Origin of the sequence: Gordonia sp. i37, assembly GCF_002043085.1 — a bacterium.
GTDB classification, from domain to species: Bacteria; Actinomycetota; Actinomycetes; order Mycobacteriales; family Mycobacteriaceae; genus Gordonia; species Gordonia polyisoprenivorans.
The window spans coordinates 1-11799 of sequence record NZ_MVPX01000499.1 but is presented as its reverse complement, the minus strand read 5'-3'; the positions used below and the strand labels follow the sequence as shown (position 1 = coordinate 11799).

The 11799-nt window shown below is 67.0% G+C and carries 13 protein-coding genes and 1 pseudogene; 3 read left to right on the top strand and 11 right to left on the bottom strand.

The window, feature by feature from the left end:
• A pseudogene (locus tag B1964_RS24415) lies at positions 1 to 135 on the top strand (HNH endonuclease); the annotation flags it as partial.
• Between the two features lie 296 nt (positions 136 to 431).
• On the opposite strand, the gene B1964_RS24410 reads toward B1964_RS24415, so the two are convergent.
• The 10 genes from B1964_RS24410 to B1964_RS24365 all read right to left on the bottom strand — a co-directional run bounded on the left by B1964_RS24410 (position 432) and on the right by B1964_RS24365 (position 9268).
• On the bottom strand, positions 432 to 1079 hold the full coding sequence (locus B1964_RS24410) for a DUF5336 domain-containing protein (protein ID WP_253194167.1): 648 nt from the start codon (positions 1077 to 1079) through the stop codon (positions 432 to 434).
• A gap of 138 nt (positions 1080 to 1217) precedes the next feature.
• Entirely contained in the window at positions 1218 to 1877 is a 660-nt protein-coding gene (locus tag B1964_RS24405) for a TetR/AcrR family transcriptional regulator (protein ID WP_079931631.1), read from the bottom strand.
• A gap of 66 nt (positions 1878 to 1943) precedes the next feature.
• Positions 1944 to 2564 (bottom strand): nitroreductase family protein, encoded by a 621-nt coding sequence (locus B1964_RS24400; protein ID WP_079931630.1) that lies wholly within the window; start codon positions 2562 to 2564, stop codon positions 1944 to 1946.
• 58 nt (positions 2565 to 2622) lie between these two features.
• Positions 2623 to 3318 carry an ABC transporter permease subunit gene (locus B1964_RS24395; RefSeq protein WP_079931629.1) on the bottom strand — a complete coding sequence of 232 codons (696 nt, stop codon included), beginning with the start codon at positions 3316 to 3318 and terminating at the stop codon, positions 2623 to 2625.
• The gene (locus B1964_RS24390; RefSeq protein WP_172398956.1) at positions 3315 to 4376 is read right to left on the bottom strand and encodes a methionine ABC transporter ATP-binding protein; all 1062 of its coding nucleotides are present in this window, start codon (positions 4374 to 4376) and stop codon (positions 3315 to 3317) included. The genes B1964_RS24395 and B1964_RS24390 overlap by 4 nt, the downstream gene beginning before the upstream one ends.
• Complete coding sequence (locus tag B1964_RS24385) at positions 4366 to 5235, bottom strand: MetQ/NlpA family ABC transporter substrate-binding protein (protein ID WP_014361152.1); 870 nt, start codon at positions 5233 to 5235, stop codon at positions 4366 to 4368. The genes B1964_RS24390 and B1964_RS24385 overlap by 11 nt, the downstream gene beginning before the upstream one ends.
• A gap of 204 nt (positions 5236 to 5439) precedes the next feature.
• Complete coding sequence (locus tag B1964_RS24380) at positions 5440 to 5874, bottom strand: hypothetical protein (RefSeq protein ID WP_079931627.1); 435 nt, start codon at positions 5872 to 5874, stop codon at positions 5440 to 5442.
• A gap of 97 nt (positions 5875 to 5971) precedes the next feature.
• A complete protein-coding gene (locus B1964_RS24375; RefSeq protein WP_079931626.1) occupies positions 5972 to 7891 on the bottom strand; it encodes a carboxyl transferase domain-containing protein in 1920 nt (639 codons plus the stop codon).
• On the bottom strand, positions 7888 to 8364 hold the full coding sequence (locus tag B1964_RS24370; RefSeq protein WP_014361155.1) for an RDD family protein: 477 nt from the start codon (positions 8362 to 8364) through the stop codon (positions 7888 to 7890). Before B1964_RS24370 ends, B1964_RS24375 begins: the two co-directional genes overlap by 4 nt.
• A gap of 4 nt (positions 8365 to 8368) precedes the next feature.
• Positions 8369 to 9268: a hypothetical protein gene (locus B1964_RS24365; RefSeq protein WP_079931625.1), complete on the bottom strand. Its 900-nt coding sequence runs from the start codon at positions 9266 to 9268 to the stop codon at positions 8369 to 8371.
• Positions 9269 to 9415: 147 nt separating this feature from the next.
• On the opposite strand from B1964_RS24365, the gene B1964_RS24360 reads away from it, so the two are divergent.
• Positions 9416 to 9877 carry an SRPBCC family protein gene (locus B1964_RS24360; protein WP_079931624.1) on the top strand — a complete coding sequence of 154 codons (462 nt, stop codon included), beginning with the start codon at positions 9416 to 9418 and terminating at the stop codon, positions 9875 to 9877.
• Between the two features lie 66 nt (positions 9878 to 9943).
• Here B1964_RS24360 and B1964_RS24355 read toward each other — a convergent pair whose 3' ends face one another.
• Complete coding sequence (locus B1964_RS24355) at positions 9944 to 10825, bottom strand: universal stress protein (RefSeq protein WP_253194166.1); 882 nt, start codon at positions 10823 to 10825, stop codon at positions 9944 to 9946.
• Between the two features lie 140 nt (positions 10826 to 10965).
• Here B1964_RS24355 and B1964_RS24350 point away from each other — a divergent pair.
• On the top strand, positions 10966 to 11799 hold an 834-nt coding region (locus tag B1964_RS24350; RefSeq protein WP_079931622.1), incomplete at its 3' end, for a 1-phosphofructokinase family hexose kinase.

The window sequence follows — 11799 nt, the reverse complement described above, 5'->3', positions numbered from 1 at the left end:
CACCACGGATGGGACATCATCATGGGATTCGACCGACACCCCTGGCTCATCCCACCCGCCAGCATCGACCCGAAACGACAACCAGTGCCGTCCTATCACCGACGGACCCTGCGACTCGACGACACCGCAGCCTGACCCACCCTGCCCCACAACCTGAATCCCCGCACCCGGCCTGGCCGGGACCGCATCTGATCTTTGAGAACTCCATAGAGAAACCCACCCGGTGGTCGAGGTGCGCGTGCCACCGTGGCCCGGAAACCTGTCGGCACAACAGGTCTCGAGGCTCGTCGCTGGCGCTCCTCGGCACCTCGACCACCGGGGCGGGGAGCGGCCCGAGCATCATTAACCGCTGGTCGAGGTGTGAGCCGCGTGCGGCGATCCTCGAGACCTGTTGCGCCGAAGCTGGTTTCGGACCACCGTGGCTCAGAAGCTCAGCTCCGATTCACACCACCGAGCACCGCGGCGGTGAGAAGGAAGGCCACTTGAAGAAATCCGAAGATCAACGCGACGATGGCACCGGCCCCGACGCCGATGACGGGCACCGACGTCGTGGTCACGGCGGCCGAGAACAAGGCGAGCCACGCACCCGCCGCGATCACGGCGAGAAAGGGCACGGCCTTACGGAATCGCGGCACCAATACCACCGCTGCAGCGACACCGATCGCCCCCAGAATGATCAGGAACTTGCCGGGATTGAGCACGATCTCGTAGGAAGCAAAGCCAGGCACCCCGGAGTTTCCGTTTTCGAAGTTCTGGCCCCAGTTGTCGAGTTGATTCTCAGTGACGTTGTTGTCGACCACAACCCAACTGACAAACCCCATGAGGTAGGCGATCAGCCCGGACACCGCAGCGGCCACCAGCAAGATCGCGGGAAGCTGCGCGCGGGCGTCGAATTGCCTGCGAGGTGCAGCGGGCGGGGCACCCCATTGCTGCCCCGGCGTCGACCACTGCCCAGATGGCGTTCCCGGCTGCTGCGGGCCGAACCCCTGCGTGGGTGCCGGGCCGGCTTGCTGCCCCGGCTGCGCGGGATACCCGGCCGCCCAATTCTGCTGGGGATTGTTCGGGTCACCAGGATTCACTGCTCGTCCCTTTCGGTCGGCGAAACGCTCATACACGACATCATGTGCGTGTCAGCGTAGAGGCAGACCCCGAACTGGGGGCCAACGTCAGCGCAGATTCATTCGTCGGACCGGCACCGCCGGAGGAGTCACTCGCCGTCAGGACGTGACGGGCACTCGCAACGCCGCGAGTGCCATCGTGCGGAGCAGCGACCGCAACCTGTCGGGATCGAAATCCGGTAGGCGTGGCGAGGAATTGAGCAACCCGAACATGGCGTGCACGCGAACACGGGCCTCCTGACGTTCGAGTGCGTGGCCCTCGTCGTCGGACATGAGGACGTCGACCCAGTCCTCGACGTAGCGGCGCTGCAACCGACGCACCTCATGGTTGGCCTCCGGCGTCAACGAGGAGAGGTCACGATCCTGGACCGCGATCAGATCCGGCTTGGTGACCAGGACGTCGATGTGGAAGGCGATCAGCGCATCGAGGGTCTCGGCCGGCGAGCCGCCGCGCTGCACGACCTCTCGTCCGCCGGTGTAGAGGCGACGACTGATGTCGAGGAGCATCTCGTCGAGCAGTTCGGTTTTCGACGAGAAGTGTCGGTACATCGCCGGCCCACTCACGCCGACCGCTCCCCCGATGTCCTCGAGTCGCACCCCGGCGAATCCGCGGTCGGCCATCTGCCTGGCTGCGGCCGTGAGCAGCTCGGCGCGGCGGGCGGCCTTGGCAGCGCTACGACGATTCGACGGACGCGGACCGCCCGAGGCCACCCCGGAGCCCGAATCCGGGGTGGTGTGGGCAGACTCGGCGGACGACATGGTGATTCCGAACTCTACCGGCTCACCACGGCCGCGTCGGCGACTCCGCTGCCCTGGCCAGCGCGCTCACCACTTGTTGATGTGGAGCACCTCGTCGAGGTGCCTGCGCCCGGCCGGCTTGAAGTCGGTGCCCTTCGTGTAGGCCACGGGCAGCAGAACCCCCTGGTGAACGGTGGGCGGGATACCCAGCAGGTCCGCGACCTCCTTCTCGTAGGTCAGGTGCAAAGTCGTCCAGGCCGACCCCAGTCCGCGGGCGCGCAGGGCCAGACTGAGACTCCATGCGCCGGGCAGCAACGAGCCCCAGACGCCGGCTTGGTTCCCGGCGGGCAGATCGCCGCCGGTGTAGATGGCCCCGATCACCAGGGCGGGCACCTTGCCTATGATGTCGGCGAGATATTGCGCGCTCGACGCGACGCGTCGAGCGGTGTCGTCGGCGAGTGTGCGCTCGGCGGAGTACGCCGCGAAGGAACGTGCGTAGTAGGCGCCGACCTTCTCCTTGACCTCGGGATCGGTCAGCACGATCCAATGCCAGGTCTGGCTGTTGGATCCGGTGGGCGCCTGCAGCGCAACCTCCAGCGCCTCGGTGATCACCTCCAGCGGGACCGGCCGGTCGAGATCGAGCCGTTTACGCACCGACCGCGTGGTGGTCAACAGTTGGTCGGGGTCGAGCGGGAGTAGCTCAGTCATCGGTCACCTCGTTGTTCGCGTCTGGTCTGCGTGCGTGTGGAGCTGCGTGGCGACGGGCTCAGCGATGTCGCGCGCCGCGGGCCAGCCAGTTGCCGAAGTACTGTCCCACCTGTACCAGAATCACCAGCAACGCGATGACGACAACAGTCAGTTTCCAGTCGAACTGCTGGTAGCCGTATTGGAACGCGAAATCTCCGAGTCCCCCGCCGCCGACATAGCCGGCCATCGCCGACATGTCCACGATCGCGACGAAGATGAAGGTATAACCCAATACCAGGGGCGCGAATCCCTCGGGCACCACCACCGTCAGCAGGGTACGCACGCGGCCGGCGCCGCACGCGCGGGCGGCTTCCACCACTCCCGGGTCCACGGAGACGAGACTCTGCTCGACCACTCGGGCGATCACCACCATCGCCATCAACGTCATCGGGAAGATCGCCGCCTCGGTGCCGATTCGGGTTCCCATCACCGTCTTGGTCAACGGCGCGATGGCAGTGATGAAGATGATGAACGGTATCGGCCGGATGATGTTGACGATCACGTTGAGTCCGTTGAAGATCCATACGTTCGACCACAGGTTCCCGGGACTGGTTGCATACAGCACCACGCCGATCAGCAGTCCCAGTGCGCCACCGATCAGCAGCGTGAAGCCGACGAGCCGGAAGGTCTCCCCGATCGCCTGGAACAGCAACGGGCGCAGTTCGTCACCGAACACCCGGGTGAAGCCGTCGGCGGCCAGTGCGCTGTGGCTCATCGGCTCACCTCCTCGTGTACGACAATGCCGGTGGCGGTGCGACTTTCGCCGACGATTTCGTCAAGCGCCGAATCAGGGGCGTGTACCTCATAGGTCAGTGCCCCGAACGGGCGGCCGCCGAGATCGGCGATTCCACCGTGGATCACCGACGCGGTCCCACCAGCCCGCGCCACTGCACCGGTGAGATCGACACGGGCGACATCGTCGCGGACCTCGACGGTGACCAGTCGGCCCGAGTGCCGAGATCGCAACGCGGTCAACGTGTCCGCGTCGGGGACGCCGGAAACGGCATGACGCAGCAAGCTGCGGGTGACCTCCGACCGCGGGTGGGCGAACACCTCATAGAGTTCGCCGTGATCGACGAGTCGCCCGTCGGCGAGAACGGCGACCTTGCCGCACACCTCGCGCACCACATCCATCTCGTGGGTGATCACCACGATGGTGGTACCCAGATCGGAGTTGATGCGACGCAACAATTTGAGCGTGTCGTCCGTGGTCTGGGGGTCCAAGGCGCTGGTGGCCTCGTCGGCGATGAGGATCGACGGCGAGGAGGCGAGCGCCCGCGCGATACCCACCCGCTGCTTCTGCCCGCCGGACAATGCCGATGGCCACGCCTTCGCCTTGTCGGCGATTCCGACGAACTCGAGGAGCTCGTTGATGCGTTGTTGTCGAGCTGATTTCGGCACGCCCGCCACCTGCAGCGCGAATCCGACATTGCCGGCGACGGTGCGCGAGTTGAACAGATTGAACTGCTGGAAGATCATCCCGATCTGGGTTCGGAAGGCGTTGAGTTCGCGCTCACGCGCCCCACCGTGGTCCCGTCCGTCGACCAGCACGTGACCGCTGGTGGGCCGTTCGAGTCCGTTGATCAGACGCGCGAGCGTCGACTTCCCCGCGCCCGACGGCCCGATGATCCCGACGATCTCCCCGGCATCGATGCGCAGACTGATGCCGTCGAGGACCGCAGGCGCATCCTTGCCGAAACGCTTTGCGACGTCCACGAACTCGACTGCAGCCGGACGCCGGGCCGCCCCGGCGGGGACAGGCTCAGGAGCCATTGGCCCGCACGTCGGCTTCCAATCCCTTCAGGGTCGCCTGCAGATCGGCAGGCGAGTTCGTCTTGATGACCCCGGAGTCGCCCAGCGACTTCTTCACCGCCGCGATCACCTCGGGATCGTGGTAGATCTGCACCAGCTTCGCGTAGGTGGCATTGTCCTTGTCTGCGGCGCGGGCGACGAACGCATTGATGTAGGGCTTGGAGGCCTCGGCATTCGGATCGTCGGAGGCGATGATCTGATCTGCGGTCAGTTTGGCCGACGTCGCGTAGTTGTTGTTGACGATCGCCGCGGCCACCGAATCGAGATTCGCGGCGGTCTGACCGGCGTCGACGGCGATGACCTTCACCTTGGATCGCGCCTGATCGATGTCGGCGGGCGTGGAGAAAGCGTTGCCCGGCTTCGTCAGCGTGATGAGTCCGGCCTGCGCGAGCACCAGCAGTCCGCGTGCCTGATTGGTGGGGTCATTGGGGATTGCGACCTGCGCCCCCTGCGGGATCTCACCGACGGACTTGTACTGAGTGGAGTACAGCGGTAGCGGGTAGACCGCGGTCGCGCCGATCGGCACCAGATCCTTGTTGTTCTTGGCATTGTAGGTCGCCAGGTACAGCAGGTGCTGGAACTCGTTGAGGTCCAACTCCCCCTCGGCGAGTGCGGGATTGGGCTGATTGTAGTCGGTGAAATTCACCAGCTCGACGTCGATGCCCGCAGCGGAGGCCTTCTGCTTGAACACGTTCCAGTAGCTTTCCGACGCGTCGGCGACCCCGATCTTCACCGCCTGCGAATCGTCCCCACCGCACGCGGTGATCACGCTCGCGGCGGCGATGAACGAGAGCAACAGGACGAGAATCCGCGATCGCACGGCAGTACCTCCACTGGACTGGTTCGAGAGACAACCTCAGGAACGCTAGCGTCCGATTCGCGCGATTGATGACGTCGCGATCACGCGCGACCCGATGTCACCGAACCCACCTGCGACGATGGCCGTGCACGCGATTGCGTTCAGTGTGGGTCAAATCCAATGGCACCGGACGGAATGTCTGCGCGGCGCCGGTGATGCGCTCGGTCAGCTTCGTCGGAACTGAGCCCGGGTCTGCGGATCGCTGGTATCGACCGCGGAGATCGACTGGTCGGAGACGGTGAGCTGCCACTCGTTGTCGGCGCACTGGCCGTAGGTGACCGTCGCCGCGACCACGACGTGAGTGGCGTCGCGCGAGGTCTCCTTCCACGTGGCGCCACAACGGCCCGGGATGTCGATGGTCGCGAGGAACGGCTTGTCGGTGACCACGCCGAGTTGCGCGGTCTTGGTCTCCCCCACCGACGTCCACGTCCCCGTCCATGCCCCCGACAGCGCGCTCGACGTCAGCGAATCCATCGCTCCGGCACTTGAGGTCGGAGCCGTTCCCGTGGTGCTCGTCGAATCGTCACCGCAGGCACTCAGGCCCGTCGACAACGCCACCACCGCGATCAGCGGTGCCATGATGCGTCGGCTCACCGACATGCTGCCCTCCCCGGTCGACCCCGGCCACACATGCGGGCCGCTCTGTCCAATAGCGCACCGCAGCTTACCAATACGCGAGGTCTGTCCGTCACCGGCGTCACAGCAGCCCGTACCGGTCGAGATGGTCGAGCAGTCCTGGCGTCAGTGGCAGCGCACGCATCTGTTCGCGGTCGAACCACCCCGCGTCCGCGGCATCGTCAGCGGCGACGACATCCGTGGTCAACGGGGTGGCCACGAAGTCGTGGACCTCGTAGACCACGCCGGCACGCCGATCGGGGATGTCGACCACCCAGGCCTCCCGGACGACCTCGATGGCGATGCCCGTCTCCTCGGCGATCTCGCGGATCACGGCCTGCTCCAACGTCTCTCCGGACTCGACCTTGCCGCCCGGCACGGTCCACATACCCGCCTGCGGCTCATGCCCACGCTGGACCAGTAGAAATCGGCCGGCCGCATCACGCACGATGGCGCCGACCGCCGGGATGCGCGTCATCGCCCCGGGCGGCGACGGGGCGGCGGGAACCCGGGACCGTGCAGCAGGGTCCGGCGCGGACAGCGAGTGCAGTTCGTCGGCGATCACTTCTCGTATCCGGGTCGCCGATGCGGCCATACCGTCTCCCGCCTCCCCGTCCTCCATCTCCCCGTCCTCCATCTCGCCGGCCGCAACGATGCGGTCGAACACCCCGAGCCCGGCCAGCTCGATCGCCAGGATCTGCTGTCCCGCAGCGATACCGGCGGCATGACTGACGTCCCGATGGACGATCAGACTGGCGCCTTCGGGCGGCAGCGGGGACAGCCACGCATCCGACAGCGCGACCCGTCGATCGGTCGGGAACAGCGCGAGCGCAGCCCCACCCGATCCCTGCCCGAGCAACACCGAGACGGTCACCGTCGGCACACCCATCAGTTCGGCTGTACACCGGGCGATCTCACCGGCAAGTCCGTCCTCCTCTGCGGCGACCGACAACTCTGCGCCCGGGGTGTCGATGACGGTCACCACCGGTAGCCCGAGTTCGGCGGCGAAGGTCAGTGCGCGACGCACCATACGCAGGTGGTGTGGCCCGATCAGCTCGCCGGCACGTTGCCGGTCGGCGTCCTGTCCGATCACCACAGCGGATCGGCCACCGAATCGGCTCAACGCCACCACGATCGGCCCGCAGGCTCCCACCAGAGCAGACCCGGGCACGGCGATCAGATCCCGGACCCCGACGCGTCCGGGACGCCGGGTCGCGGTCACCGCCGACCACACCGATTCGGCACCGGGCGCCGCATGCTCCATCGGGGCATCTTGTGGAACAACAACTTCCGACTCGGCAACGGCGTCGGGGGCGATATCTGGAGCGAGCGCGTCGAGGACGCCGCGCAACCGATCGCGGAGGTCTTCCGGTGCGACGACGTCGTCGACGATGCCGCGACGGGCGAGATTCTCGGCGCGCTGGACGTCGTCGGGGATCGGCGTGCCGACGAGTCCGGCAACGACCCGCGGACCCAGGAAGCCGATGAGCGCTCCGGGTTGCGCCCAGGTGATCCCGCCGAGCGAACCCCACGACGCGAACACACCACCGGTGGTGGGATGACGCAGGTAGATGAGGTAGGCCAGACCAGCCGCACGATGCCGGGTCACCGCCCCGGTGATCGCCGCCATTTGCAGAAACGCCGGCGTACCCTCCTGCATGCGGGTGCCGCCGGAGCACGGCAGACCGACGACGGCGAATCCGTGCTCGGTGGCGCGTCGGATCGCCGTGGTGATGCGGTGTCCGGCAACATGTCCGATCGATCCACCGAGGAATCCGAACTCGCTGACGATCACCACCACCGGCGTCCCGCCGATCCGGATCAGCCCGGTCCGCACCGACTCGTCGACCCCGGATTTCTCAGCGGCACGGCGCAATTGGCCGTCGTAGGCATCGGCGACGACCGTCGCCGGCGGTGAATCGTCCCACGTCTCCCACGAATCCGGGTCGGCGAGCGTGTCGATCAGCTGTGCCGCCGAGGGATGTTCCTCATGCTCGCTCACCGCGAATACACCACGCGCGTGCGCACCACCAGGTCGGCGACCGAGCGACGACGCGGATCGACGATGACCCACAATAGCCCGACCGAGAAGAACACACAGATCAGTGCGCGGATCAGCGCCACCGGAAGCCGAACGCGCGGTTTGCCTTTCCGACTGACCAGCCGCAATCCCATCACCACCGACCCCAGCGTGCGGCCGGAGACGCACCAGCACCCGGTCAGGTAGATCACCGACACCGCGACGAAGGTCGTCGCGGTGAAGAACGGGTTCGCGCTCGGCAGCGAGAACTGGTGCACGTCGTAGATCAGACGGGCCATCAGCCACCCGACGTACAGCCCGCCCATCACCGCGAGCACCAGCAGCAGGTCGAGGACGGCCGCGATCGCGCGGCTGACGATCCCGGCCGAGCGATCGGTGTCGAGGACGACGTGCGGACGAGCGATCGGGTGCCCGGCCGAATCGTGGTGTGACACTGGATCATGCACCGTTCTGTGTCCCATCACTCTGTGTCCCATCGCTCTGGGCCCCACCGCTCGTGTTGTCACCATTCTGGGAATCGTCGACAAGCCCGGCGTCGGCGACCCGGGCGGCCACCTTGCGTCGGAGCAACCGGTTCACGAGATCGGCCACCGCGTCGTCGGCGCGTTCGCTGCTGCTGCGCACGTCGGTCATCACCTCGGTCGTCACCGAGGTACTCGCCTCGCGGATGATGTCGGGCAGGTCGACGCCGTCGATGATCTCGTCGGCGAGGCCGATCAAATCGATGCGGGCGATGATGGCGTCGATGTCGACCCGCTCCACGGCGCCGTCGAGATCCACGCGGGTGACGATGGCATCGATGTCGATCTTGTCCAGGATGGCGTCGATGTCGAGGTGGTCGACGATCGCGGCGACGTCGACCGCGTCGATCACCGCTGCGAGATCGACGGCCGCGAGTACCGCCGGAAGGTCGAGTCCCCCGACGATCCCGGGGAGATCGAGGCCGTCGAGCAGCGCCGCGATGTCCACCCGGCCGATCATGGCGTCGAGGTCGAGTCGCGCGATCAAGGCGTTGATGTCGATGTCGCGGAGCACCGCGTCGAGATCCACCGCGTCGACGACCCGATTCAGATCGATGGCACCGATGAGCGGCGTGAGGTCCATCGAACTGAGCTCGTCGACGACGGCGTGGATCACCGCTCCGATTGACGTGCCCGCCGCCGCCGTGGCGAGGGTGCCGACGCCGTCGAGGACCTCGTGTGTGGTGCGCCGCGCCACACGCACGACACCACCGGCAACCGGTACGCGCTCGGCGGCGTCGGCCGCGGCGGAGGCCACCTGCCGGGGCAACTGCAGCAACGCCGCCAACCCGCCCGGTCGGGAACCCGTGTCGCTCACCGCCGGATTATCGCACGCACCACAGCCCCACCCGGAGGATTGCGCGATGACTTTCGGCGGGACGCAGGGTCATACTTGCATCCCCACACCACCCAGAACACGCAGAGTCCACCCGGGACGCCCCCGATCCACAGAACAGGAAGTCCGATGGCCGAGAACTACACCGTGGTGCGCCGCACCACGATCGCCGCGCCTGCCGCCGATATCCACGCTCACATCCATGATCTGCATCGATGGGTCGATTGGTCGCCGTGGGAGGGCCTCGACCCCGATCTGTCGAGAACCTATTCCGGAGCCGAGCTCGGCGTGGGTGCGCGCTACGCGTGGTCAGGAAATCGGAAAGCGGGCAAGGGCACCATGGAGATCCTCGAGGACACCGCGCCGACCCACGTGGCGATCCGGGTCGTGTTCGAGAAGCCGATGAAATCCACGAGCCGCAGCGCCTTCGACATCACCGAGAACGACGGCGTCAGCGACGTCACGTGGACGATGACCGGCAAGCATTCGCTCTTCAGCCGCGTGGCCGCCCCACTGGGCTTCTTCGACAAACTGCTCGGCAAGGACTTCGAGAAAGGACTCGCGCGGCTCAAGGCCGTCAGCGAATCGTGACCGCACCGGCTGCACACGCGCTGCCGTCGAGGCGCTGTCGCATCAACCGCGGTGTGACAACGTCTTTCACCGGCTGCGGTCGGAGTGCACGATCATCACCGGGCACGATGCGGTGTGCAGGACGGCTTGACTGGTCGATCCGAGCAGTAACCCCCGGAAGCCGCCACGCCCCCTGCTCCCGAGCACGATCAGTTGGGCATCACCTGCGGCCTCGATGATGCGCGGCGCGGGATCGCCGGCGACCACCGCGGTCTCGACGGACACGGTGTCGGCGGCAGGATGGTCGCGACGGTGCTCGGCGACCTGACGTTCGACGGATTCGGTGGTCCCGTCCCGGAATTGAGCCAGCACCTCGTCCTGGTCGTAGAACCCTTCGCCGGAGAATCCCGGATAGGTGCTGACGACCACCAACGACGTGCCGAATTCGGCGGCCTGGGTGAAGGCGGCGCCGAGGGCTGCCTGCGAGATCGCCGATCCGTCGACGCCGACCACCACCGGACCGGTCTGAGGTACGGGACCCGAGACCACCACCACCGGACAATCGGCGTGTGCGGCGACGTCGGAGCTGACCGAACCGAGCAACAACCCGGCCACACCCCCGCGGCCACGACGACCGACGACGAGAAGGTGTGCACCACTGGATATCTCACGCAGGACGAGGGCCGGTCTGCCCTCGCGGACCTCGCCCTCGGCGTCGACGTCCGCCGACACCTTGGTGGCCGCGGCGATCGCCTCGTCCACCGCCCGGCGGGCATCGGCGTGCAGTGCCTCGGCCACCGCCGGGGTCATCAACACACCCGGCGCATATCCCGCCGCGACGGTCTCGACGACGCCGACCACGCGCAGGGATCGGTTCTCCCGCACCGCGGCCAGAGCACCCCACCGGAGCGCCTCGAGCGCCGTGTCCGACCCGTCGACCGCCACCACTATCGGGGCATTCACTGCCATGACCCGCTCCTTGCCGATCTCTTCGTCGACCGACTCGCCAACCGAGTCCGTCACCTCCATTGGACACCACCGCACGGCGGTGACAAAAGGGCCAAAAGCATCTGCCGCCCGACATATTCGCGGGGCACCATGGACAGGAGATGAAGTCACCAGCCACACCACACATCGTGACCGTCACGATGAATCCTGCGCTCGACATCCACAGCTCGGTGCCGATCCTGCAGGCGACGGAGAAGATGCGATGCTCGCGCCCCCGATACGATCCGGGTGGCGGCGGGATCAACGTCGCCCGGGCAGCGATTCGGCTCGGCGTGCCGGCCACCGCGGTCTTCACCAGCGGCGGCCCCACCGGAGCACGCATCGAGGCACTTCTCGCCGCCGAGGGCATCGCAACGGCCCCCCTCGGCATCACCGGTGGAAGCCGGGAATCGTTGACCGTCCGCGAGGTCCGGACCGGCGAGGAGTACCGCTTCGTGTTGCCCGGCCCCGACCTCACCGCCACCGAGGAGCAACACTGCCTCGCCGCCATGGACGAGTTTGCGAGCACCGCAACGCATCTCGTGGTGAGTGGCAGTCTCCCACCGGGATGCTCGGACGTCTTCTTCCCGGCCGTGTCGGCCATCGCGGACCGGCACGGGTGCACACTGATCGTCGACACCCACGGCCCGGCTCTGCTGCGGGTGCGCGGCGCCGCAGTGATCAAGCCGAGCCTTCGCGAACTCCGTGAAGCATTGGATCTGCCTCTGCCGGAGACCGACTCACAGGTCGAGGCCGCACGAATCCTGATCACGCGGGGCATCGCCGACGCCGTCGTCGTGTCACGCGGGGCGGCGGGCGCACTGGTGGTGACCACCGATCAGGTGACCGACGTCGCCGGAGTCCCGATCGGGTCCGGGTTCGGCAGTGGTGTCGGGGCGGGCGACAACATGGTCGCCGGGATCACCGTCGCCCTGGCCCGCGGCCGGCCACTACCC